We start from the raw sequence: 24482 nt of genomic DNA, 5'->3' as shown, positions 1-24482 counted from the left end.
GGGGACGAACACCAACGCCATGACGGTGGTGATGGCTCCGGCGGTACGCCGCACGATCACCCCGACGCCGAGGCTGAACAGGGCGATGAGGGCGAGGAACGCGGCGCTGCCGATGATGACGCGCACGGCCGTCGCGGCCGAGGGTTACGCCGCCGCCGCCCTCGGGATCGGGTATTGGCTGCTGCGCAGGGTTCACTCATCAGGTGACTGGAAACGAAGACCGCCCGGCCCTGTCCGGCAAGCCCGCGCAGCAGCCCACGGATCCAGTGGATGCCCTCGGGATCGAGGCCGTTGACCGGCTCGTCCAACAGCAGCACCGGCGCGTCGCCGAGCAGCGCCGCGGCGATGCCCAACCGCTGCCTCATCCCCAGCGAGAAGCCACCGGCCCGGCGGCGGGCGACCGACGCCAACCCGACGGCCTCGAGCGCCTCGTCCACCCGCCTCGGCGAAATCCCGTTGGACTGAGCCATCCACAGCAGATGGTCACGGGCCCGGCGCCCGGGATGGAGGGCGCCGGCGTCCAGCAGCGCACCGACTCTGCGCAGCGGGTTACGCAGGCTTCGGTAGGGCCTGCCACAGACCAGTGCGGTGCCGGCGTCCGGCGCGTCCAGCCCGAGAATCATCCGCATCGTCGTGGACTTGCCCGCCCCGTTGGGCCCGACGAACCCGGTCACCCGGCCCGCCTCCACCGCGAACGAAAGCCCGTCGACGGCGACCGCCGGTCCGTAGCGTTTACGCAGTCCCCGGCACTCGATTGAAGTCGTCACGAGCTCCATACAAGCCGCCAGCGCTCTTTGGTACAGGAGCGTGCCCCCGCATCTTTGAGGGAGGGCCAGCACCCATGCCCGCAGGCGTCGCCGCCGTCTACGGTGGTGGTCATGGCGGATACGGCATGGGAGGCGTTGCGGGGCAACCCGCTGCGCTTCTTCGCCTCGCTATGGCTTCTACGGACCGTCGCCTACGTGCTCTCTGGTGCCATGCTCGGCGCACTCTGTCTAGTGTGGCTTCCCGCAGCGCTCGTACTTGGCGCCGTGGTCGCGGCACCGGCGCTCACGCGCCCTCTCGTGGCGCTGGAGCGGCGGCGGGTGGTCCTGCTCGGCGGGGCACCGTTGCAGGACCCGCACGTCCGCCCCGACCGGCCGGGGCCCATTGCGTGGCTGCGCTTCCGGTACGCGGAAGCCGTGACCTGGCGGGAACTGGCCTACCTCGGGCTGCACGCCACCGTGCTGCTGGTGCTCGATTTGGCCGCGGTCCTCCTCCTGTCCTCCCCCGTCCTGGCCCTGATGTCGGTCAACCTGACCACGACCCGCGCCCCGACGGATCCGGCCACCGGCACCGATGTCGTCGTCGCCGTGCTGATCGGCGCGCTCGGGGCGCTGGCGCTGGTGGTCGTCGGGTTCTTCGCCGTCTACGCCGTGCCCGTCGCCGCGATCGCCCACGCCAAAGTTGCCCACCTGCTGCTGGCGCCGGGATCCGGCGAGACAGTCCGCATGCTCACCCGCTCACGCGCACGGCTGGTCGACGCGTTCGAGGTCGAGCGCCGCCGCATCGAACGCGACCTGCACGACGGCGCACAGCAACGCCTGCTCGCGCTGGGCATGACGCTGGTCGGCGCCCAGTTGGAGTTCGACGATCGCCCCGAAGCCGCGCGGGCACTCGTCGACCAGGCCGCAGAGGAGGCCAAAGCCGCCCTGGCCGAGCTGCGCGAGCTGATCCGCGGCATCCACCCGCACGTCCTCACCGACCTCGGCCTTCCCGCCGCGGTCGCCGAACTGGCCGACCGCGCGACGGTCCCGGTCACCGTCACGGTCGACGTGCCCCACCGCCTGCCGACCGCAGTGGAGTCGACGGCGTACTTCGTCGTCGCCGAAGCGCTGTCCAACGCCGCCAAACACTCCACCGCAACCCAGGTATCCATCACCGGCGGCCTCACCAACGCCCGCCTCGATATCAAGGTGCGCGACAACGGGATCGGTGGCGCGGACCCCACCGCCGGCACCGGCTTGGCAGGCCTGGCCGACCGGGTCGACGCGTACGGCGGCACGCTGGCCCTGTCCAGTCCGCCCGGCGGACCGACCATCCTGCGGCTGGAACTGCCATGCACTGGATAACGGAGTAGCCGGATGCTGCGCATAGTCCTTGCCGACGATGCGGTCCTCCTGCGCGAGGGCCTGGTCGCCCTCCTCGCCCGGTTCAACCACACCGTGGTAGCCGTCGGTGATGCCATCGCACTGGCTGCCGCCGTCGACGACGAACGCCCCGACGTGGTCGTCACCGATGTGCGTATGCCGCCCACGTTCACCGACGAAGGGCTGCACGCGGCGGTCGATCTGCGTCTACGGCACCCGGGCCTGCCCGTCCTCGTCCTCAGCCAGTACGTCGCCACCGCCTACGCCGCCAAACTCCTGGAATCGACCGACTCCGGCGGGGTCGGCTATCTACTCAAGGACCGCATCCTGGACGTAGCCGAATTCGTCGACGGCGTCGAGCGGGTCGCCGCCGGGGGCTGCGTGATCGACCCCGAAGTCGTCCGGCAACTGCTCACCCGCCGTCACGACCCGCTGACCCGGCTCACCCCCCGCGAACGCGAAGTCCTCGCCCTGATGGCCGAGGGCCGCTCCAACGCCGCCATCACCACCTCGCTCACCATCAGCGAGAAGGTCGTCGGCAAGCACATCAACTCGATTTTCACCAAGCTCGACCTGCCCGCGGACAGCACCGACGACCATCGCCGGGTTCGCGCCGTCCTGACCTATCTCCAGCCGCATGACCAAAAGCCGGCCGCGCGACGGGGACCGTCCTGAAGATCGTGTGGGTGGGGTGGTGATCCGGAAGCTTGCGGCCGTGGCAGGCTAATGACGGACATCCCCGACGGGCCGAGAGGTTCGCTCATTGCTGAGCCAGAATCCCCGTCAATAGAGGCGCCCTCTATGCCGGTCCCGGGCAGAGGGGCGGCGTTCGACCACGAACCTTATGGGTCGCCGGGTGGGCCGACGGAAGTCTGGGTCGCCGGTTGCGGGACACCAGGGCGGATCATGGTGCGGTGAGAGTGATCGGGCACAGCGCCTGGGCCCTCAGCGGCTAGGCCTCTCCTGCACGAGCATCCTTCGTGCTGGGTGCGGGGAGGCGGCTGCAGAGGAGGCGAGGCCAGGCGGAGGGGCGGCGCAGCCCGGTGAGCAGGAGTGGAAGCGGGTCGGCGAAGGAGTGGCGCGCTCTGATAGCGCCGTCGGCGAGGGTGAATCGGTCGCAGACGGGGAACTCGACGGGTCCGCGGCCGAGGCTCGCGGTGCAGAGGGACTCGATGTAGGCGGTGTCGGCCTCGACGGCGGTGTGGACGACCATGAGCGCCATGTCGGGGAACAGGGCGAACAGGCGCCGGAACATGCTCTCGATGGCGGTCACGCCGTGGGCGGCCGGGAACATGGGCTGGGTGAACGTCGCGTCCGGAGCGATGAGCGGGCGGAAGTAGTCCAGGAACGCGTCGGGTTTGGGCAGTGCCCAGCCCGCGGCGAAGGCGGCGGGAAACTCTTCGGGGGTCACCGGAGGTCCTGTTCGGCCAGGAAGCCCGCGAGCAGTTCGGCGAGCCGCGCGGGCTGGTCGTGCGGGACGAAGGTCCCCGAATTCTTGATCACTTCGAGGCGGCCGGAGGGGAAGGCCCGGGCCAGCCGCCGGCCGAGCGCAAGGGGGAAGAGCCGGTCGCGATCGGCCCAGACGACCAGGACGGGCCGGTCGTACCCGCCGAAGGCGCGGGCGGCGGCGAGGGTCTGGGCGCTGGACGCCCCGGTCATGAGTTTGGTGATGTCGCGGCGGACACCCGGGTCTGCGGCCAGCGGAGCGACCCAGTGCCGCACCGAGCCGGGACAGTGCTCCAAGACCGCTCCGAACCCCACCCGCGAGCGGGCGATGGCCGGAACATTCATCGCGGCGGCCATCGCCCGCACCACCCCGGGGACGGAGGCCAAGCGGAACAGCAGCCGGTAGACCCCGGGCGGAAAGACCTCGAAGGCGTCGCAGGCCACCAGCGCCAGCGCGGCGACGCGGTCGGGATGTGCGGCCGTGACCAGTTGCGCGATGACACCGCCGCTGTCGTTGCCGACGAGGACGGCGCTGGATTCGCCCAGCCGGTCCAGCACCTCGACCACCAGTTCGGCCACTCCGGGCGGGGAGAGGTCGGCGTCGGCCCGCATCGGTCGGTCGTGCGCGCCGAACGGCCAGTCGACCGTGAAGCACCGGTGCCGTCCGGCGAGTTCGGCGACCACCGGCGACCAGACATCCGGTCCGGCGAGGAAGCCCTGCAGGAAGACCACGGCGGGCCCAGGGCCCTCGCCGTTCGTCCAGTAGCCGACAGTGCCCTTCGACGTCTCCAGAGTATTTTGACCGGCAGTCGTAAACTGACTCATAGTCAGGGACTATATCGTAGACCGCATGACCGTCAAGGGCCGCAGAGCCGAGTACAAGGAACTCACCAGGAGCGCGGTGCTCGATGCGGCCGCAGCACTCTTCGCCGATCAGGGGTTCACCGCGACCACGATCGATGACGTCGCCCAGGCGGCCCGCGTCAGCAAGGGGACGGTCTACTACCACTTCACCGACAAGGCCCACCTGTTCGAGGCCGTGTTCCGCGACCGCCAGGAGCGCCTCGCGGAGGACGTCGCCGCTGCGGCCATGCGACATGACCGGCCCTGGCCTCGGCTGGACGCCGCGCTGGATGCCTACCTCGAGGGAACCGTCACCGATGCCGCGCACCGGTCACTGCTCCAGCAGGCCCCCGCGGCGCTGGGCGCCGAGCGCTGCCGGGAACTGGACGAACAGATGGGGCTGCCCGCGCTGCAGTCGCTCCTTGACGGCTTGAACGACGCCGAGGAACTGTCGGTGGAGCCTGGTCCGATGCTGACACGCCTGATCTTCAGCGCTCTCTGCGAAGCGGCAATGACCGCTGGCGCTGCCCCCGACCCGTCCGAAGCCCGGCACACCGCCGCCGAAGCCCTTCATGCCCTCCTGGCCGGCCTGCGGCATCACCCGCCCGCCACCCGCCCTCGAAACTCGGCTCGCCGGCCTTCCCCAGGAGAACGACCATGACTGCGGCCTTGTGAAACAAGATCACCTGGATCCACCTGCGCGGCAGGCTGAGGAGGCGCGCCCTCCGACCGCGCGGTACTGCATGCGGTGGGCCGCCCCTGTGGGGATGCCTACCGAATCCCTGATGTCGATGTGGGCCAGCCGGGTGTGGCGTGCTCTAGGGGGACCGGCCCGCAGGCGGTCCACCGGAGCATTCGGCCCTCCTCGACCACACAGCACGCCGGGCACTGACGCCCGGTCTCGGTCAGCGGGTGTTAGGGGTTGAGGACCAAGACGACGTAGATCGCGGGCGGCGCTCCAAGCCATGTCATGAGTGTTGTGGGCCGCGGGCAGAGCGGTGCCCAGATTGAGCTACTGGCGTATGCCCTGAAAGGCCAGCCACCCCACCGCGCGGAGGAGGAACGCGCGGACCCGCATCGCCAATGTCGCGACCCCGAGACCCAAGATCACTTTCCGCGCCTGGGGATACCTCTCGTCATCGCCTTCGAATTTCTCATGGGCCGCTGAGAAAGGAGATGTGTAGCAGCAAAGCGGCGCGACGATCGAGTCATTCGGCTGGCCCATGCCATCTGAGGCGCGCGAGGATCCTGTCCTTGCCGCTCTGCCAGTTGGCCTTCAGGGCCTCGACGGCCCCCTCGACGTCCGCGTCGACCAGGCGTTCGGCGATCCGCTCGTGCTCCTCGGCCGAGCGTTCCAGCACCTCCCAGTCGCCGACCACGACGCGCTCGTAGCGGTGCATGGTGAGCTTCAGCGAGGTGATGAGGTCCATCAGCCGCTCGTTGGGGCAGCCGGAGAGCAGGAGATCGTGCCAGGCGTCGTCGTAGCGCTCTATCACGGCGTGCTCCGCCTCGGGGACGGAGAACGCGCGGGCCTCCTCCAGGAGGCGCGGGGCGACCGCGTGCAGGAACTCGGGGTCGGTCGACTCCAGCGCCAGGGACTCCAGCGCGGCGACGATCGTGGTGAGGTCGTCGAACTCCTTCGCGCTCATCGGGGCGAACCGGAACCCCTTGCCGCGCTCGCTGACGATGATGCCCTCGCGCTCCAGCCCGATGAGCGCCTCGCGGAGCGGGGTGCGGCTGACGCCGAGGTCCGCGGCCAGCACCATCTCGTTGATCGCCTGTTCGGGGGCGAACTCCCCCTTGCCCAGCCGGTCGAGGATCTCGTCCTTGATCTGTTCGCGAAGGGGGCGGCGGTCGATCGGCATGCTGTCGTCTTCCTCTCCTGGGGTGACCGGACGGTCAGGCCGTTACCGGACGGTCAAGCCGACCAGCAGTCGGCGGCGGCCCGCCCGGCGCCGCACGCAGTCCCCGGTGACCACTGTGGTCCTGCCCTCGAGTGAGTTCACGTTCGGGCCGCCTGTCATCGGCTGGCGGCGCGCCTGGCGACTGCGCAGGTGGCCGGATCTTCCAGGACGTCCTCGCGGGCGCGGGTGCACGGTCGAGCGGTTGCGGCGCGTGCGGACGGTCTCGGGGTCCTCGGACCCCTCGCCGGCTGCCTCGGCGAGGATTCCCGTCTTCACTTGGCGATCTCCTGGAGGGTCTCGGCCAGCCGGTCGATGTCGTCCTTGGTGTGGATCTCGGTGACGCAGTACAGGGCGTCGGTCCCGGACAGGACCCTGCCGCCGAAGATCCCGTGCTCCAGCAGCGCCTCGCCGATCTCGGCGGCGGTCCGCGAGCCGGTGAAGCGGAGCGTGAAGTCGGCGAAGTGGGGGGCGTCCGCGTAGGGGGTCTCCACTCCGGGCACCTCGGCCAGCCGGTCCAGCGCGTACCGGGTGTTCGCCAGGATCGTCTCGGCGACCTCGCGCATGCCCTGCGGCCCCATCAGCGCCAGGTAGACCCCGGCGGCGATGCCGTTCAGGGCGGCGGCGGTGCCCACCCACTCCTTGCCCTCCTCGCGGACGGCGAAGGAGGTGCGCTCGTAGGCCACGTCACCGAAGCCGTACTCGCCCTCGACGCTGGTGGGCGCCAGGCCGAACAGCCGGGAGGGGAACTCGCCCACGTAGAGTTCCTCGTCCCGCGTCGCTATGAAGCCGCCGTTCATCCCGCCGAAGCTCATGGGCAGCCCGAGGGGCTGGATGTCGCCGCAGACGATGTCGGCGCCGTACTGCGACGGCGGGGTCACCGCCCCCAGCGAGATCGGGTTGCAGCCCACGACGTACAGGGCCCCGGCCTCGTGCGCCACCTCGGCCAGCGACGGGAGGGCGGGATCCAGGATCCCCGACGCGGAGGGCGCCTCGGCGAACACCGCCGCGACGTCGCTGTCCGCCAGAGCCGCCCGCACCGCAGTCGGGTCGGCCAGCCCGGTGGCGGGGTCCACCGGCACGAGGACCACGTCGTGGTCCGGACGGACATAGTCCTCGATCTTGGAAAGCCTGCCCGGGGCGACGGCCGTCACCAGCAGCAGCCTCCGGCGGCCGGTGATCCGTCCCGCCATGCGCAGCGCCGTGGCGGCGGCCTGGTAGCCGTCGTACACCGGCACGCTCACGACGTCCATCTCCAGCAGCTCGCCCATCAGCGACTGGTACTCCCAGAGCGCCTGGAAGCGGCCATGGTCCTCGTACGGCTCGCCCGCGTAAGCGGTGAGGAACTCGCTGCGGTTGACCACCTCGTCGACCACCGCGGGCACGTGGTGGTGGTAGCACCCGGCGCCGAGGAAGCTCAGCGCCTCCTCCGCGCTGGTGTTGCGCCGCAGCAGCCCGCCGACGTGCCGGACCAGCTCGGCCTCCGAGCGCAGCGGAGGCGGCAGGTCCAACGGGCGGTCCAGCCGGATGCGGCCGGGCACGTCCGCGTAGAAGTCCTCGACGCTCCGCGCGCCGATCGCCGCCAGCATCTCCCGCTTCACCCCGGGCACCGAGTTCGGGATGTAGGGGTGCGCGTTCATCTCCCTCTCCTTCATATTCCTTGCCTCACCCTCTTGACGAGAACACAGGATGCAGTGTGCTGTATACAGCATTACGCGATTCGTGGGAGGAGGCAAGGGCCGTGGCCACCGAAGCGATGGCCGTCGGGGGCCGGACCGACGCTGGTCGCATAGGGCGCGGGGACCGGCATGGCAAGGGCTGCGAGTCCGTCGGTCCCCGCAAGGCGGGGCTGGGCAGGGTCGCCGAACGGTGACCGAGAAGAGCGGCGGGCGCGCCCGCCAAAGACCCTGACTGGTTGAAGTGGTGTGCGAGAGGGCTTCCCAACCCATCAAGACCGAACATGGAGTTTGACCATGATCGTCAGCACGCTCAGTAGCCGCAGGAAAGTCGGCCGATGCGTAGAGGATGGTGCCAGGCGGATGGCGGGCAGGCGGAGGGCGGGCAGGAGGGCGGCCGTCCGGGGCGGTGCCATCGTGATCGCGGCCGTCCTGCTCGGCGGGTGCGCCGGGCTCGAGGGCGGCTCGGGCAGCGGCGGAGACTCCGGTTACGGACTCGTCAGCGATGGGGAGTTCACGTTCGCCCTGAGCGGGCAGCTCGCCCCGTTCAGTTTCTACGAGAACGGCAAGCTCACCGGGTTCGACGTCGCCATCGGAACGGAGGTGGCGAAACGGCTCAAGCTCACGCCCAAGCCGTCCACCGGAGCGTTCAACAGCCTCCTCGCGGGTCTCCAGGCGGGCCGCTACGACGCGATCGTCGGCTCGATGACCAACACACCGGAGCGCGCGAAGGTGGTGGACTTCTCCTCCGACTACTACAAGTCCGGCGCGTTCCTGTGGGTGAAGTCGGACTCCACCGCCCGATCCATCGACGACCTGCGCGGAGCCGTGGTCGGGGTCCCACTGGGCAGCACCTTCGAAGCCGCGATGAAGAAGAGGTCCAATGTCGAGAAGGTGAAGACGTATGAGAGTGACGTCGACGCCCTCAAGGACGTTCCCACCGGACGCGCCGACGCCGCGATCGTCGACAAGCTCGTCGGTGCCTACGCCGCCAAGAAGGGCGGCATGCAGGTCAAGCCGGTGGGGCCAGCGCTGCTGGACAACTCAGCGGCCATCCCAGTCCGCAAGAAGCACCGCAGGCTGCTGACGGCCGTCAACAAGGCGCTCACCGACATGAAGGCCGACGGCACCTACACCAGAATCTTCCAGCACTGGTTCGGCATCTCCCCCACCCAACCGTGAGAGCCGCCCTTCATGCATTGGCTCTCCGATTTCATCCAGACCGCGCCGACCTTCCTGCAGGCGCTGTGGCTCACGCTGCAGCTGGCGCTGTGGTCGATCGTGCTCGCCGCCGTCCTCGGCGCCGCCCTGGCCTACTGCCGGCTGAGTCGGCTGAGGACAGTGCGAGCAGCGGCGACCGGCTACATCGCCCTCATCCGGGGGACGCCTCTGGTCACCCAGCTGTTCATCATCTACTTCGGCCTGGCCTCGGTCCTGACCATCGAGGCGTTCTGGGCCGGTGTGATAGGGCTGACGGCCCACAACGCGGCCTACGTGGCAGAGATCTACCGGTCCGGGATCCAGGCGGTGCCCACCGGGCAGGTCGAGGCGGGCCGCTCACTGGGCATGGGCTCCTGGAAGACGATGCGCCTTGTCGTCGCGCCGCAGGCACTGCGCACCGTCCTGCCCTCGCTGGGCAACCAGTTCATCATCGCGGTGAAGGACACCTCCGTCGCGGCGTTCATCACCGTCGCCGAACTGTTCCGGACCGCGCAGATCGTGGCCGCGGAGAAGTTCCGGCCGCTGGAGTTCTTCGTGATAGTCGGGATCTACTACCTCGCCATCGTCCTGCTGTTGTCGGGAGGCGTCCGAATGTTGGAACGGCGCTTGGGAAGGTACGGCGTCTGATGCTGGTCCAGATCCGCGGGGCAACCAAGGCCTTCGGGCCGCTCGCGGTGTTCCAGGACGTCGACCTGGATGTGCGCCAGAGCGAAGTGGTCGTGCTCATCGGACCGTCCGGGGCGGGTAAGAGCACCTTGTTGCGCTGTGTGAACGGCCTGGAACGGCTCGACGCGGGGACCATCGACATCAGCGGCGAACGGCTCTCCTACCAGCCGGGCCCGCTCAACCGCATCCGCCGCAATGTCGGGATGGTCTTCCAGAACTTCAACCTCTTCCCCCACATGACGGTGCTCGGCAACGTCATGTGCGCGCCGGTCAAGGTGGCGGGAGGGCAGCGCGACAAAGTCCGGGAGGAGGCTCATCAACTGCTGGACAAGGTCGGCCTCTCCGACAAGTGCGACGCCTTCCCGTCCAGCTTGTCGGGAGGGCAGCGGCAGCGGGTCGCGATCGCCCGCGCGCTCGCGATGCGCCCCCAGCTCATGCTGTTCGACGAGCCGACCTCCGCGCTCGACCCCGAACTCGTCGGTGAGGTCCTGGAGGTCATGCGGACGCTGGCAGCCGAGGGCATGACCATGCTCGTCGTCACCCACGAGATGCAGTTCGCCCGCAAGGTCGCCGACCGCGTGGTCCTGGTCGCCGACGGCGGGATCATCGAACAGGGCAGGCCACAGGCCGTCCTCGACGAACCGGCCACGCCGCGGGCACGGGCCTTTCTGCGCGCAGTACTCGAACGCTGAACAAAGGGGGACGCGAATGTCACGTGTGCTGTACCGGGGCGGCATCGTCCACTCACCCGTGGACGATGCCGCAACGGCGCTGTTGCTACAGGGCGACACCATCGTCTGGGTGGGCCGCGATCAGGACCCCGAGGCCGATGGTCACGGGGCCGACCAGGTCGTGGACCTTGCCGGCGCGCTGGTCACCCCCGCCTTCGTCGACACCCATGTCCATGTCACCGCGACCGGGGTGGCGCTGGACGGACTGGACCTCACCGGCTGCCCGTCCTTAGGGGAAGCGCTGCGGCGGCTCGCCGAACATGCCGCCGCACGCCCGGACGAGATCCTGATCGGCCACGGCTGGGACGAGACCCGCTGGCCAGAGCGCCGACCCCCCACCACCGCTGAACTCGACGCCGCCGCCCGCGGAGCGGCCTGTTACCTGTCCAGGACCGACGCCCACTCCGCGGTCGTGTCCACGGCACTGCTGGCAGCCGTCCCACAGGCCCGCACGCACACCGGCTTCGAGCCGGAAGAGCCGGTGAGGCTGGACGCGCACCACATCATCCGCCGGTACGCCTTTGACAGCCTCACCGCACAGCAGCGCCGCCGCGTCCAGCGCCGAACGCTGCGGGAGGCGGCCCGGCGCGGCATCGGCTGCCTGCACGAGAACGCCGCACCGGGCCTGTCCAGCGAGGACGACCTTTCCGCGCTCCTTGAACTGGCCCGCAGCGAGCCCCTACCGGAGGTGATTGGTTACTGGGGCGAGATCGGCGCCACCGCACTCGCCCGCCGGCACGGCCTGGCCGGCCTGGCCGGCGACCTCCTGGCCGACGGCTCGATCGGATCGCACACCGCCTGCCTGACCAGCCCCTACACCGACGAACCCGCAAACACCGGCCACGGTTACCGGACCGTCGCAGAGGTAACCGAGCATGTCCTGGACTGCACCGGCCAGGGCCTCCAAGCCGGGTTCCACGCCATCGGCGACGGTGCGCTGCAGACCGTCCTGCGCGGCTTCGAAGTCGCGGCGATCCTCATCGGGACTGAACGCATCAGGGCTGCCCACCACCGGCTGGAGCACGTCGAAATGCTCGACGCCGACATGATCGCGGTCATGGCCAGGCTGGGGATCACGGCCAGCGTCCAACCGATCGCCGACGCACTCTGGGGTGGGACCGGCGGCATGTACGCAAACCGGCTCGGCGGAGCCAGGGCAAGGTCGATGAATCCGTTCCGGGCACTCCTTGACGCGGGAGTACCGCTCGCACTCAGCTCGGACTCCCCCATCATGCCGATGGGCCCCTGGCAGGCCATCCGCGCCGCCGTCAACCATCACAACCCCGAGCAGAGGATCACGGTAGCCGAAGCAGTTCGTGCCCACACCATCGGCGGGTGGCGGGCGGCCGGCCGCGATGGCGGATCCCTGGCGCCAGGGAAACCGGGCTCTCTCGCCATCTGGAACTGCACGGCATTGGATCCCGGCACCCGTCTGCCCGCCATGGATCCCGAAACCGAAGATCCCACCTGCCTAAGGACCATCCTTGAAGGGCGCACCATCTACACGCTGTGAATCCCCAGCGCCGCAGCGTCCTAGATGAGCGGGCAAGTTGTTCCAGCGGGTAGTGCCGTCTGCTCAGACACGGTCGCAGGGCGGTGGTCGGCGTCGGCACGGGGGCTCTGCAGTAGGCCGACGAGGAGCCGCCGTCGCAATGGCCACGCGGGCGCCGGACCCGCGTTTACCAGGGCCGTACGGCGATCTTCAAGGCTTGGGCGCCGATCTTGCACGGCCTCAACGCACGTGAGCTGCAGTTGACCGTCGAGGAAGAGGTCACGGCCGAAGTCACAATCTTCGGCTCCAGTGCGTTCGCCGCCTTCGGGCTGCCCGCCGCGCTGTGATTGCCACCACCTCCGGCACGTTCGGAGGATCTGGGCGGACCGGCCCGAGAATCGGTGGAGGCGGCCTCCGATCAGCACATGTCCCACGACGGGACGAGCGGGGCGGCACCGTCGGCTGTGCTCTCCTCACACAGCCGGACCATCTGCTCGACGACCTCGACCGCATCAGAGGGCGGGTACCGGACGAGGCCGCGCCCCGGCAGCTCGCAGAGCAGTGCCCGGTCCTTCACCCAGACCCACAGTCCGGCGCCGAAGTGCACCACTGTCGCCTCGCCGAGCGAGACGAGGGACCGCAGCCCGCGCGCGCCGGCGAGCTCGCGGAGCCGTTCGGGCAGCGGGCCCGGGGCGGGCGGGGGCAGGGCGGCCGCGGACGACTTCGGCAGCGGGACCGTGAAGTAGACGGCCTTGCCGGGCACGGGGTCCGGGCCGAGCCGACGCCGGGTGGGGTGGATGCCCCAGCATCCGCCGGCCTCCCCGGTCAGCGCGTTCACGAGCATCAGGCCGCGGCCCCTGTAGGCGTCAGAGGCCTGCTCACCGGTGATCGGCGCGGTCGGTGTGACGGTGGCCGCCGGGTCGGCGGCGCCGCTCCCCCGCCAGGGCGCGGCGTCGAACACCTTGAGGTTGAGCCGAGGAGAAGGGTGGCGGCTGAGGTACGCCCACACCTCGGCGCTCTCCCGGTCGCCGTGCACGACGGCGTTGGTGGCGAGCTCGGAGATGATCGTCTGCGCGTCGCTCACGATTTCCGAGGGCAGATCCAGCTCGTCGAGCACCGACCGGACGACGGCACGCGCGACCGCCGCCGCCCTTGGGCCGGGCGGCAAGGGCCATGCCGAAAACGCGCCCTCGGCCAGCTTTGTCCCCGCTGTTCCCGGCGTATGCGGCTTTTCCGGCATAACATCGCTTTCCATGCAAGTCGTCGATAACGCGCGGGCCCCAAAAGCGGAAAGGGCGAGAAGGGCTCTCGCGCTGAATGCCGACGAGACCGCATTTCGGCCGCACGCCCACAGTTAGGAGTCCAAGGAGAAGGAGTGATCGGCGGCGCGAGCGCCCGCCGGGGGAGCACCAAGAATATTACGGTCGGTATGCGTCACCGGCCATCGGTTGATGCATAACTTAAAGTTATGCATCTAGACCATTGGTCACGACCCTTGAGAAGCAACCGAGCTGTGATTCTTGAGCCACGGCCCGGATGGGCCTGCCAGGCTCGACGTCGGCACCGGGGCATGACCCACAACCGAACCGGCACCGAAAGCGATGAGCTGGACGTTGCCTTGTGCGCCGAGACGTCTGCTCGGGCGCTGACGTCGGCCTGGCCCACCTGTTGGCTTGATTAGCAGCTAGAGCCTGTTTTGTAAGTGATCGTGCGGTGTGGGCGTGTCAGTGCCCGGGACGCAGTGAGGTCTCCGGTAGGTGGTTCTTCGACCAAGAAGACCAATGTCCCGGAGACCTCGTGGCCACCCTAGCGGTGACGAGGCGGTTCGACCTGACCGACGTGCAGTGGGCGGTGCTGGAGCCGTTGCTGCCGGCCCCCAGGCCGACAGGTCGTCCGCCGAAATGGAGCAGGCGGCAACTCATCGACGGCATCCGATGGCGGGTGCGGGTCGGTTCCCCGTGGCGGGACGTGCCCGTGCAGTACGGGCCCTAGCAGACGGTGTACGGGTTGTTTCGCCGATGGCAGCGCGATGGCACCTGGGCGCGCGTCCTGGCCGCCCTGCAGACCCGGGCGGACTCGGCGGGGCTGATCACCTGGGAGGTGAACGTGGACTCCACCGTCATGCGGGCGCACCAGCACGCTGCCGGCGCCCGCAAAAGGGGGCTGCGCAGGCCGAGCCGCCCGGAGGGGTGAGCCACGAGCCCGACGATCACGCGCTGGGGCGTTCTCGGGGCGGGTTGTCGACCAAACTGCATCTGGCCTGCGAGCAAGGGCAAAAGCCGTTGTCGCTGGTGATCACCGCCGGGCAGCGCGGGGACGCTCCGCAGTTCGAGGTGGTGATGGCCGGCATCCGCGTGGCCCGTCCCGAGGGCGGCCGTCCCCGGACCCGGCCCGAGCGGGTGCGGGCCGACAAGGCCTATTCCTCCCACGCGATCCGCACTCATCTGCGTCGGCGTGGCATCGCCGCCACGATCCCGGTGCCCGACGACCAGGCGGGACACCGGCAGCGGCGCGGCAGCCGCGGTGGCCGTCCGCCCGCCTTCGACCCGGTCGACTACCGCGGCCGCCATGCCGTCGAGTGCGGTATCAACCGGCTCAAACGCCACCGCGCGGTAGCGACCAGGTACGACAAGCTCGCCGTCCGCTACCAGGCCACCGTCCATATCGCCGCAATCAACGAGTGGCTGTGACCCCTTTCAAAACACGCCCTAGTCCGCCCTAGCTGTGATGTCCAGGGAGGTTGGTCAGCCGGGTGATCGGTGGCTGGCCTCCGATGGCGGAGTGGGCGCGGTGGACTCTCCTATGTTCCGTCAAGTAGGAGTGCCGTGGTGGCGGTCGCGTTGAGGTGTCGGTAGATCTGTCTGGCGAGGTAGCGCTTTAGGCAGCGTCGAATCTCTTTTCTGGTGCGTCCTTCAGCGCGGCGGCGCTCGACGTACTCGCGGGTGGCGGGGTCGTGGATCATGCGGGTGATGGTCGCCATGTGCAGGGCGCGGTTCAGGCGTCTGTCGCCGCCCCTGTTGAGTCGGTGGCGGACCGTGTTTCCCGATGACGCGGGAATCGGGTTCACCCCCGCCAGGCAGGCGAAGGCGGCCTCTGAGCGCACCCTGCCGTGGTGTGACCAGGTGGTTAGGCAGACTGCTGCGGTGACCGGCCCGATCCCGATCTTGTCCAGCAGCCCAGCCGCAGGCGTGGAGCGAACCAGGACCTCCATCGTTTTCTGGTTGGCGGCCAACTCTTCGTTGAGGGTGACGATCCGCTTGGCCAGACGCTCCGCCTCAGCACGGGCGGTCGCGGCGGCCAGCGGCTCGTCGCGGGCGCGCCAGCGGGAGATGTCGATGATCTGCTGGTTGCTCAGCGGGTGGCGAGCGTCGACCCCGAGGTCGACGGCCCGCACGAGCGCGATCAGCGCGTTGACGGCAGCTGTGCGTTCTGTGGTCATGTGGTCTCTGGCGGCCAGCAGGACCCGCAGTGCGGCGCGTTCACCGTCGCCATGGCGCGGGTGCCGCAGTTGGTCTTCCTCCAGGGGCAAGGTGGCCTCGGCGATCCTGCGGGCGTCCAGCGGGTCGGACTTGCCGACCCCACGGTGAGCGCGAGCGTTCATCCGCGGCGCCTCGAGGACCTGGTAGCCGGCCTCGGCCACGGCATGGGCGAACCGGGCGCCGTAAGTGGCGGCGCACTCGATCACCCACAGGGCGGCAAGGTCGCCGCCAGTCCGGCGGGCAGCCCAGGCGATCGCGCGGGTCATGCCCGCCTTGGTCGTGGGGAACTCGGCCGAATCGATCTGCTGCCCGGTAGCGGCCAGGATGGCCAGAGCATGGTTGCGGGCGTGGGTGTCCACCCCGATGACGAACGGATGGTTGTGCGCGGCGATAGTCACGGCGGTCGGAAGCCCTTCCTGTTCCAGGAACACGGTCCGGCCGCTTGCGACCGGCGCCGGCCTGGGGGAAGTCACTTCGGGGCAGCACTGTGACGGGCCACGACCTGACGGTCGGGCAATCTCCTGATCAGGACACCGAGGTGGGCCAGGTGGCGCCGGCCGCTCCGTCCCAAGGACGGACAAGTCCACCGAAATGCACCCTGGTGGGGCCAGTGATGGTATGAGTCACGACTTAAGCCGGAGCAACCGACGCCTACTCTGACCGGCCAGTCCCAGACCAGCCACCTAAAGACTCACAGTGATTGTAGAAGTGGAGCCAGGACGGCAGGGTGGCGTTGCGTTGCTCGGTTGACTCATAGAGTCGGGCGTAGGCCCAGCCGTCGGCCAGGGTGCGGTGGAAGCGTTCGATCTTTCCGTTGGTCTGTGGCCGGTAGGGGCGGGTCCGCTTGTGGTTGATGTCGAGTTCGGCGCATGCGTCACGCCAGGTGTGGGATCTGTAGGCCGAGCCGTTGTCGGACAGGACCCGTTCCACGGTGACACCGCGCTCGGTGAACCATGTCACGGCTCGTTGCAGGACTGCGACGGCGGTGGCGGCCTTCTCGTCGGCGCAGATCTCGGCATAGGCCAGGCGGGAGTGGTCGTCGATGACGGTGTGCACGTAGGCGGTCCCGATCAGCGGGCGGTAGTGCCTGCCGCGTTGTCCGGTGCGGCGTGCTGTGGCGATGCCGTTGGCCCGGCCCTGCCGGCGGCTGAGGAATTTGTGTCCTCCTCCGTCGGGGATGTTGCCGAATTTGGTGACATCGACGTGGATCAGGGAGCCGGGGTGCGGGTGCTCGTAGCGGCGCAGGGGCTCACCGGTGACGCGATCGATGTGGCAGAGCCGGTTGATCCGGCATCGCACGAGCACGGCGTGCACGGTGGATGCCTGCATCCCGAGCCGGCCGGCGATCTGGACCGGCCCGAGCCGGTGGCGCCATCGCAGCTGCACGATCTGGCGGACCAGGGCCGGACTGGTCCGGTTCGGGTTGGAGTGTGGCCGGAACTGCGGTCGGTCATGCCCGCGGCGCCTTCGGCCCGGTAGCGGTCGGCCCACTTTCTGGCGGTGCGTGGGGCGACCATGAACATCTTGGCCGCCGCAGCATAGGTCCAGCCACGGTCAACGACGAGTTGGGCGAGCCGCAAACGGGCGCGCGGGGTCAGAGCGGCATTAGCGTGGGACATGAAGGCCTCCGGTCGGCGAAGCGGTGAACTAGACAGCTCCACTTCACAACCGGAGGCCTTCATCTGTCAGACAGACTCACCGACACCGAGCGGTACAACCTCCCTGGACATCACACCTAGCCGGCTTGACCTATCACAGTTCTGCCGCGTGGTGATCCCATCCGGGCCGATGCCATCCACGGTCGTCAGCCGGAGGGAAAAACGCATGGTCATGCTGGCAGAGCAGTCGATGCCGTGATCGGCGTGGACATCCATCGAGACACGCTGGCCGCTGCCGCGGTCACCTCGCTGGGCGCGGTGCTCGCACACCTGGAGGCCTCCACCGACGCTCGCGGCTACGCCCGACTGCTGGAGTTCGCAGAGCTCCATTTCCCGGCAGGCGCTGCTGGGCGATCGAACGCGCGGGACGCTGGCGCCGGATTGACGGCCGTCCTGGACGCTGCCGGTGAACGTGTCGTGGAAGTCTTTAGTGCCTTACAACTGCATGACGACTGCGCAGAACGGTGCGGGTTGTGTTGCGGCCGTATAGGCTGATATGGCCGTTATGAAGGTCCGATTTTGACTTCAGCGTTCTCGCGGCCAGGTGGAGGGTGCTCGTCGATCGGGCAGGCGGACGCCGGTCAGGGGCTCGAAGGCGTTCGCGGTCGCGCCCGGGCGCAGAGGCTCGGCCTGGCCGCCTCCCGTGACGGGCAGGCGGCTGCCGTCGACCGCCGGGTCGACGTAGTGGGCGAACCAGGCGTCCAGGCGTCCCGCCAGCTCAGTGCTGACGGCCGCCGATCCGGGGTCGTCGACCAGGTTGCGTTCTTCCCCGGGGTCGGCGGCCAGGTCGTAGAGTTCGTGCGGGCCGTGCGGGTAGCGGTGGACGTACTTCCAGCCCTCGGTTCTGATCATCCGGACGGGCCCGTACTCGTCGAACACGATCACCGATGAGCGGCCGTCGCCGGGCGCCCCGGACAGGACGTCGGAGAACGACCTGCCGGGCAGCCCGCCGCCGTCGTAGGGCAGGCCGAGATGGTCCATCAGGGTGGGCCGCAGATCGTAGGCCGACAGGAGCTCCGGGCTCACCCGGCCGGCGGGGATGCGGCCCGGCTGGCTCACGATGGCAGGCACCATGACGGAACTGTCGTACATGTTCTGGGGGAAGGTGCCGTTGCCCTTTCCCCAGATGCCGTGGTGCCCGCAGTTGAACCCGTTGTCGCTGGTGAAGACGACCAGGGTCGACTCGGCCAGCCCCGAACGCGCGAGCGATTCCATCACCCTGCCGATGCCCGCGTCCATCGCCGACACCGCCGCGAAGTACCCGACCAGGGCGGCGCGCACGTCGGGTTCGCCGCCGACCGGCGTGCCGTCCGGTTCCAGAGGCTGCCAGGGATGCGGGGAGCCCTGCGGGCAGGAGGCGAAGGCGCAGTCGTCGTAGAGGGCTTCGAACTCGCGGGGGTGATGCCCCTTCCACGGCTTGTGGGGGGCGGTGTAGTGCAGCGACAGGTAGAAGGGCTCGTCGCGCCGCGCCTCGTCGGCAACGAACGCGCACGCCTGGTCGGTGAGCACGTCCGTGAGGTAGTCCGGCGGCTGGAGGCGGGCGCCCTCGTCGTAGAGCACCGCGCGGTGGTAGGGGCCGCCGCCGCTCTCGTGGGCCAGCCACCGGACGAATCCCGGCCGGGGCCGGTCGTTGGCGCCCAGGTGCCATTTCCCGATCATGCCGAGCCGGTAGCCAGCCTCGTGCAGGTCGTCGGTGAACAGGCGCCGTCCCCGGAGGAAGTCCGCGCCGTCGGCTCCCGCGTGCCGCCTGCTGATCCAGTCGTGGACGCCGTGCTGGGACGGGATCTGGCCGGTGAACAGCGAGGCGCGGGCCGGGGAGCACACCGGCGACACGCAGAAGAAGCGCGACAGCCGGACGCCGGAGGCGGCCAGGGAGTCGAGGTTCGGGGTCCGGATCTCGGGGTTGCCCGCGCAGCCCAGGGCCCAGTGGCCCTGGTCGTCGCTCAGGATGAGCAGGACGTTGGGGCGGGCGGGGTCACGGCTTGCCAATGAGGTCTCCGGAGGAGAGCGAGACGGGCGCGCGGCGTTCCGCGGAGGAGTAGGCGGCGAGCACGGCCTGGACGACGCGGCGGCCGTGCGGGCCGTCCGCGGCGGGCCGCGTTCCGGTGGCGATGGCGCGGGCGAAGTCGGTGAGCTGGGCCGCGAAGGCCGAGGGGATGTCGTCGGGGGCCGGGCGGTGCAGCCACGTCTTGGCGCCGTCCTTGTGGACGACCGTGCCGGTGTGCGGGGAGGCCGACAGCGTCCCCGTCTCCCCCACCACGACGACTTCGTCGTGCGCGGGCAGCGGGCCCGTGCTGGTCACCGCGATGTGCGCGGTCAGGCCGCCGGTGAGGGTCAGCCGCGCCAGGACGTCGGTCTCGACCGGGGGGTCCTTGAGCGTCGCGTCGACCCGCTCGATGTCCCGGCCGCTGAGCCACAGCAGCCTGTCCACGCAGTGGGCCCCGATGTTGATGAACACTCCGCCGCCGGACAGCCGCGGGTCCAGGAACCAGTCCGGACGCGAGCCGGCGCGGTAGTCGGAGCCGCGCCGGTCGGAGACCAGCACCGGTTCGCCGATCTCGCCCGCGACCAGCGCGGCCCTGGCCGCGGCCTTGTCGGGCAGATGGCGCTGGATGTGCCCGACGGCCAGCCGCACGCCGGCCGCGGCGCAGGCGGCGATCATCTGGTCGCAGTCGTCCAGCGAGGTGGCCATCGGCTTCTCGACCAGCACGTGGAGCCCGGCCGCCGCCGCGTCGCAGACGATGCCGGTGTGCGCGGCGTGCGGGGTGTTGACCAGGACGGCGTCGACCTCCCCGGCCGCGATCAGGTCCCGGTGGTCGCGGTAGTGGCGGGCGCCGAGCGGGGCGGCGACGCGGCGGGCCGTCGCCGGGTTCAGGTCGCACACCGCCGTGACGGCGACGCCGGGCACGCGCCGTGCGGCCTCGATGTGCAGGAGGCCGACGGCGCCCGCGCCGATCAGCCCGAGACGCAGGTCTGTCATGAAGGGGTCTCCCTCTGGGCGGCGCCGCAGGACCGGCGCACGACGATCTCCGGGCGCAGCCGGATCTGGTGGACCGGCAGGTCGGGCTCCCGCATGCGCTGGAGGACGAGTTCGGCCGCGCGGCGCCCGAGCGTCCGCTTCGGCGGGGACACCGCGGTGAGCGGGATCTCCGCCATCTCGGCGATCTCGTCGTCGTAGGCGACGATCGCCAGGTCGCCGGGGACGGCGAGGCCGAGGCGCCGCGCTGCCGAGACGACGAAGGCGGCCTCCTTGTCGCCGAAGCACACCGCGGCGGTGGCCCCCTCCCCGGTGATCCGCCGGACGTTGTCCTCCGCGACCTGGGGACTCCAGGCGCGCATGGGCGCAGAGAACGGGGGGACGACGGTCAGGTCCAGGTCGGACACCGCCGCCTGGAACCCGCGGCTCACCGGCTCGCAGGTGGGGTTCTCCGAGCGGGTCAGCAGGGCCAGGCGGTTGTGGCCGAGCGCGGCCAGGTGGCGGACGGCCGAGTAGCCGCCCGCCCGGTGGTCGGTGCGGACGTGGTCGGCGTGGTCGTCGTGGCCGTCCAGCCCTCGCTCGATCAGGACGGTGGGCACCGGCAGCCCGGCCAGGTGGCGGACGACCGCCGCCGGGTCCGGCGAGCCGATGAGGGTGGGCACGACCAGGAGGCCGTGGACGCCGGAGCCGAGCATGCGCTGCAGCGCCGCCTCCTCCTCCGCCGGGTTGTAGTGGGCGCACGCCAGCATCAGGCGGGCGCCGGCCGACGCGAGGGTCTCCTCGATGCCCTTGAGGACCTTCGGGTAGTACAGGGTCGTGTCCGGAACGATCACGCCGACGACCGAGCCCTCGCCGTGCACCGCCGGCCGCTGCCCGGCCACGAAGGTGCCCGCGCCCTGCCGCCGGACGACCAGCCCTTCCTCGGCCAGATCCTCCATGGCGCGGCGGACCGTGGTGAGGCTGACGCCGTGGAGGCGGGCGAGTTCCTGCTCGGTCGGCAGCTTCGCTCCGGCGACCCAGGCGCCCGAGCGGATCTGTGCGCGCAACTGCCCGGCCATCTTCCGGAATTTCAGTTCCCTGCCCGCCGCGGCGCCGTCCGCGCCGTTCTTTCTTTCCGCACTCATTTCGCCCCTGCACTCATTTCAACGAACCGAGCGTCATGCCTTCGATGATCCGCCGGCCGAGCCAGACGTAACACACCAGAAGCGGCAGCACCACGGTGCAGACTCCGGCGAACAGGCCGCCCCAGTCGGCGCCGTTGTACTGCATGCGTTGCAGGAAGCCGAGCAGCGCGATCGACAGCGTGGCCTTGTGCTCGCTCTGCAGGAAGATCAAGGCGAACAGCGTCTCACCCCAATGCTGGATGATGTTGAGAATCAGCGCGGTGACCACGCCGCTGCGCGCGAGCGGCAGCATGATCTGCCAGAACGTGCGGTTCGGTGAGGCGCCGTCGAGCGCCGCGGCCTCTTCCAGTTCCCTCGGCAGCGATCCGAAGAATCCGGTGAGGAAGAACACCGTGAACGGCATGGACGTGGCGACGTAGAGGATCCACAGCCCCACCAGGCTGTCCACCAGGTAGAGCCGGTTCATCATCACGTAGAGCGGCAGGATCATGACCTGCGCCGGAATCCCCAGCCCGAGGGCGAAGAAGACGGTCAGGCCGGTGTTCCAGCGGCTGAGCAGGCGGCTGAGCGCGTAGGCGGCGGGCGCGGCCAGCGCGATCGTCGCCACCGCCGTCCCGAACACGACCATGACGGTGTTCAGGGCGGCGATGCCGAAGTCGCTGGCCTGCCAGGCGCGCGCGTAGTTGCCCCACCGCGGGTCGGTCGGCACCCCCCACGGGTCGTCGAAGACCGCCCGGGTGGACTTGAGCGAGTTCAGCACCATCCAGACCGCGACGGCCACGCTGAAGAGGGCGAACAGCCAGGCGAAGGCGGCCCCCGCGTGCCTGGCCGGCCGCGGCGCTCTGCGGATCACGGACACCCCGGTCTCCTTTCAGTACTGGACGCCGTCGCGGCGGAACAGGCGGCGCAGCAGCACCACCAGCACGGCGACGAGGGCGAGCATGACCATGCCGGTCGCGGCCGCGGAGCCGTACCGGGGGACGCCGCTGAAGGCCTCGGCGTAGGCGTAGACGGCGGTGTTCCACACGTGGGTCGGCGGGAGCTGCCCGGCCGCGCCGGCGAAGGCGTAGATGAACTCGAAAAGCTTGATCGCGTGGATGCTCCAGAGCACCGCGCAGACGCCCACCACGTCCCACATCAGCGGGAGCGTCACGTGGCGGAACCGCTGGAGCGCGGACGCGCCCTCCAGGTCGCACGCCTCGTACAGCTCCCTCGGGATGCGGTCCACCGCCGCCATCAGGATGGTGGTGAAGAAGCCCGTCTGCGCCCACACCAGGCCGATCATGATGACGGTGAACAGGTGGGCGCCCAGCCAGTTCGGCGGGTGGGCCAGGCCGGCGCCGCGCAGCGCCGTGTTGACCACCCCGTCGGCCTGGAAGAGGAATCCCCACAGGATGGACAGCACGATGCCGGAGACGATGTTGGGGAAGAAGATGATCGACCGGACCGCCTTCCGCCCCGCCATGTCCCGCAGGATGATCGTCATCACGAAGCTCAGCGCGAACGTCGCCCCGCCGACGACGAACAGGATGACCAGCGTGTTGGTGAACGCGTCGTGGAAGACGGGGTCCAGCATCAGCCGGCGGTAGTTGTCGAGCCCGGCGAACCGCATCGGCCCCGCGCCCGCCCAGTCGTTGAGGCTGATCCAGGCGGTCACCAGCGTCGGCACGATGTAGAACACCGCGTACAACAGCAGCGCGGGGGCGACGAACGGCCAGAACAGGCGCCTGCGGCGGCGTTCCAGCGGGCTGGCGTGCGCGGCGGCGGCGGCGTGCGCGGGCCGGGCCTTCCGGACGGCGGTGGCGGCCATCAGCCGTTGAGCTTCCAGTAGTCGACGGTCGCCTTCTTGAGCCTCGCGACGAACTGCGCCGCGGAGATCTTCCCGGTGACCAGATCGGTGTCGGCCGGCTGGAAGACCTTGGTGTACCAGCCGGACTGGTTCATCTTCACCCCGTCGAGGTCGGGGACCGTCTCGGCGCCGTCCAGCGTCTTCTTCACGTCGGCCTGCACGGCCGGCACCGGGATGTCGGCGCGCGTGGTGAGGTTGCTCGCCACGGTCGAGATCTTCGACAGCCGTTCCTTGTTCATGAAGTAGGCGATGAATCGCTGGGCCGCGTCGGAGTGCCGCGCGTTGCGCGGGATGCCGAACCCGATCAGCGAGACCGACTGGACCGGCTTGCCAGCCGCGCCCGCCGGGAAGGGGAAGGAGCGGTACTCGAAGCCCTTGGGGGCCGAGGTCAGGGTCTCCTTCGGCGCCCAGTTGCCCATCAGCAGGAAGTCGGCGCCGCCGGTGGCCCACTTCTGCTGCATGGCGGGGAACTTGCTGCCGTTGTAGCCGTCGGCGAAGTATCCGCCCTTGACGAGTTTCTCGATCTTCTGGACGGCGGCCAGGAACGCCGGGTCGTCCATCTTGGCGCCCGTCCTGTCGGTCGCGGCCGCCGCGAAGGCGCCCGGCCCCATATCGGCCAGCACCGCCTGGTAGGTCCAGTAGGCGGGGTAGTCGGCGACGTCGGCGTCCAGCGCCAGCGGGCCGCCGCCGCGAGCGGCCTTGCGCCCGTCCAGCAGCCTGACGAGCTCGTCCCAGGTCCGGGGCGGCGCATCTGCCACGTCCTTGAGGGACTTGCCGTCGTACCAGATCTGGGTCGCCAGCACCTCGTACGGCAGGAGCCAGGCCTTGCCGTCCTCGGTGGCGTACCGCCGGTACCTCGGGTCGACGACGTCCTTGACGCTCTTGCCCTCCTCGCCGGGGACGGGCCGCTCGTAGACGGGATTGAGGTCCAGGCCCTGCCCGGTGGCCTCGAACGTGGACTTGACGAACCGGTCGGCCGAGTCGATGAGGTCGGCGGGCACGTTGCGGGTGTTGAGCGTGGGGGCGAGCTGTTTGGCGACCTCGCGCCCCTTCCACTCGACCTTCACCTTGACGCCGGTCTCCTTGGTGAACGAGTCGATGGCGGCGGACAGGACCTGCGCCTGCGGCTCACCGGCCTTCCACATCGACCAGTAGACGAGGGTCTTCGAATTCTGCTCGCCGCCGCCGGAGCAGGCCGCCGCCGAGACGGCCACCGAAGCGGCGAGGGCTCCGCCGATCACCCGGCGGCGTAGTCGAGGGGGGAGGGATCCGTACATCGGACATCACTCC

Annotated in this window: 19 protein-coding genes and 3 pseudogenes; 8 read left to right on the top strand and 14 right to left on the bottom strand. The window is 69.8% G+C overall.

What is annotated here, in order from left to right; all coding sequences use genetic code 11:
- Positions 1-191 precede the first annotated feature (191 nt).
- Positions 192-776 (bottom strand): annotated as a pseudogene (locus BJY14_RS38100) (ABC transporter ATP-binding protein); the annotation flags it as partial.
- Between the two features lie 102 nt (positions 777-878).
- Here BJY14_RS38100 and BJY14_RS38095 point away from each other — a divergent pair.
- Positions 879-2111 (top strand): sensor histidine kinase, encoded by a 1233-nt coding sequence (locus BJY14_RS38095; protein ID WP_179848031.1) that lies wholly within the window; start codon positions 879-881, stop codon positions 2109-2111.
- A gap of 15 nt (positions 2112-2126) precedes the next feature.
- Positions 2127-2804: a response regulator gene (locus BJY14_RS38090; RefSeq protein WP_218907502.1), complete on the top strand. Its 678-nt coding sequence runs from the start codon at positions 2127-2129 to the stop codon at positions 2802-2804.
- Positions 2805-3081: 277 nt separating this feature from the next.
- On the opposite strand, the gene BJY14_RS38085 is transcribed toward BJY14_RS38090, so the two are convergent.
- Together BJY14_RS38085 and BJY14_RS38080 are read right to left on the bottom strand one after the other, a co-directional pair.
- Complete coding sequence (locus tag BJY14_RS38085; protein WP_179848029.1) at positions 3082-3540, bottom strand: nuclear transport factor 2 family protein; 459 nt, start codon at positions 3538-3540, stop codon at positions 3082-3084.
- Entirely contained in the window at positions 3537-4400 is an 864-nt protein-coding gene (locus tag BJY14_RS38080) for an alpha/beta fold hydrolase (protein ID WP_179848028.1), read from the bottom strand. Before BJY14_RS38080 ends, BJY14_RS38085 begins: the two co-directional genes overlap by 4 nt.
- A 25-nt stretch (positions 4401-4425) precedes the next feature.
- On the opposite strand from BJY14_RS38080, the gene BJY14_RS38075 reads away from it, so the two are divergent.
- Positions 4426-5079: a TetR/AcrR family transcriptional regulator gene (locus BJY14_RS38075; protein ID WP_179848027.1), complete on the top strand. Its 654-nt coding sequence runs from the start codon at positions 4426-4428 to the stop codon at positions 5077-5079.
- 547 nt (positions 5080-5626) lie between these two features.
- On the opposite strand, the gene BJY14_RS38070 is transcribed toward BJY14_RS38075, so the two are convergent.
- Both BJY14_RS38070 and gcvPA read right to left on the bottom strand, forming a co-directional pair.
- Positions 5627-6283, bottom strand: a complete 657-nt coding sequence (locus BJY14_RS38070; RefSeq protein WP_179848026.1) for a GntR family transcriptional regulator — start codon at positions 6281-6283, stop codon at positions 5627-5629.
- 311 nt (positions 6284-6594) lie between these two features.
- The gene (gene gcvPA, locus BJY14_RS38065) at positions 6595-7959 is read right to left on the bottom strand and encodes an aminomethyl-transferring glycine dehydrogenase subunit GcvPA (protein WP_179848025.1); all 1365 of its coding nucleotides are present in this window, start codon (positions 7957-7959) and stop codon (positions 6595-6597) included.
- A gap of 399 nt (positions 7960-8358) precedes the next feature.
- On the opposite strand from gcvPA, the gene BJY14_RS38060 reads away from it, so the two are divergent.
- From BJY14_RS38060 to BJY14_RS38045, 4 genes are read left to right on the top strand one after another with little or no spacing between them, the layout of a single operon-like run.
- Entirely contained in the window at positions 8359-9177 is an 819-nt protein-coding gene (locus BJY14_RS38060) for a transporter substrate-binding domain-containing protein (RefSeq protein WP_179848024.1), read from the top strand.
- A 12-nt stretch (positions 9178-9189) separates the two neighbouring features.
- Positions 9190-9843, top strand: coding sequence for an amino acid ABC transporter permease (locus tag BJY14_RS38055; protein WP_179848023.1), 654 nt, complete (start codon positions 9190-9192; stop codon positions 9841-9843).
- Positions 9843-10574, top strand: coding sequence for an amino acid ABC transporter ATP-binding protein (locus BJY14_RS38050; protein WP_179848022.1), 732 nt, complete (start codon positions 9843-9845; stop codon positions 10572-10574). Before BJY14_RS38055 ends, BJY14_RS38050 begins: the two co-directional genes overlap by 1 nt.
- Positions 10575-10590: 16 nt before the next feature.
- The gene (locus tag BJY14_RS38045) at positions 10591-12126 is read left to right on the top strand and encodes an amidohydrolase (protein ID WP_179848021.1); all 1536 of its coding nucleotides are present in this window, start codon (positions 10591-10593) and stop codon (positions 12124-12126) included.
- 397 nt (positions 12127-12523) lie between these two features.
- On the opposite strand, the gene BJY14_RS38040 is transcribed toward BJY14_RS38045, so the two are convergent.
- The gene (locus BJY14_RS38040) at positions 12524-13345 is read right to left on the bottom strand and encodes an ATP-binding protein (RefSeq protein ID WP_246397719.1); all 822 of its coding nucleotides are present in this window, start codon (positions 13343-13345) and stop codon (positions 12524-12526) included.
- Between the two features lie 557 nt (positions 13346-13902).
- On the opposite strand from BJY14_RS38040, the pseudogene BJY14_RS38035 reads away from it, so the two are divergent.
- Positions 13903-14795: pseudogene (locus BJY14_RS38035) on the top strand (IS5 family transposase).
- Between the two features lie 110 nt (positions 14796-14905).
- Here the strand turns inward: BJY14_RS38035 and BJY14_RS38030 are convergent.
- From BJY14_RS38030 to BJY14_RS37990, 8 genes and pseudogenes are all read right to left on the bottom strand, one after another.
- Complete coding sequence (locus tag BJY14_RS38030; protein ID WP_179849899.1) at positions 14906-15982, bottom strand: IS110 family RNA-guided transposase; 1077 nt, start codon at positions 15980-15982, stop codon at positions 14906-14908.
- 253 nt (positions 15983-16235) lie between these two features.
- A pseudogene (locus BJY14_RS38025) lies at positions 16236-17203 on the bottom strand (IS481 family transposase).
- Positions 17204-17767: 564 nt separating this feature from the next.
- Positions 17768-19231: a sulfatase family protein gene (locus BJY14_RS38015; RefSeq protein ID WP_179848018.1), complete on the bottom strand. Its 1464-nt coding sequence runs from the start codon at positions 19229-19231 to the stop codon at positions 17768-17770.
- Complete coding sequence (locus BJY14_RS38010; protein WP_179848017.1) at positions 19218-20222, bottom strand: Gfo/Idh/MocA family protein; 1005 nt, start codon at positions 20220-20222, stop codon at positions 19218-19220. Before BJY14_RS38010 ends, BJY14_RS38015 begins: the two co-directional genes overlap by 14 nt.
- Positions 20219-21343 (bottom strand): GntR family transcriptional regulator, encoded by a 1125-nt coding sequence (locus BJY14_RS38005; protein WP_281382165.1) that lies wholly within the window; start codon positions 21341-21343, stop codon positions 20219-20221. The genes BJY14_RS38010 and BJY14_RS38005 overlap by 4 nt, the downstream gene beginning before the upstream one ends.
- A gap of 13 nt (positions 21344-21356) precedes the next feature.
- Positions 21357-22202 carry a carbohydrate ABC transporter permease gene (locus BJY14_RS38000; protein ID WP_179848016.1) on the bottom strand — a complete coding sequence of 282 codons (846 nt, stop codon included), beginning with the start codon at positions 22200-22202 and terminating at the stop codon, positions 21357-21359.
- Positions 22203-22214: 12 nt separating this feature from the next.
- Complete coding sequence (locus tag BJY14_RS37995; protein ID WP_179848015.1) at positions 22215-23153, bottom strand: carbohydrate ABC transporter permease; 939 nt, start codon at positions 23151-23153, stop codon at positions 22215-22217.
- The gene (locus tag BJY14_RS37990) at positions 23153-24469 is read right to left on the bottom strand and encodes an ABC transporter substrate-binding protein (RefSeq protein WP_179848014.1); all 1317 of its coding nucleotides are present in this window, start codon (positions 24467-24469) and stop codon (positions 23153-23155) included. The genes BJY14_RS37995 and BJY14_RS37990 overlap by 1 nt, the downstream gene beginning before the upstream one ends.
- Positions 24470-24482 lie beyond the last annotated feature (13 nt).

Origin of the sequence: Actinomadura luteofluorescens (assembly GCF_013409365.1) — a bacterium.
GTDB classification, from domain to species: Bacteria; Actinomycetota; Actinomycetes; order Streptosporangiales; family Streptosporangiaceae; genus Spirillospora; species Spirillospora luteofluorescens.
Note: the sequence above shows the minus strand (reverse complement) of the source record. Positions and strands in the feature narration are given on the sequence as shown.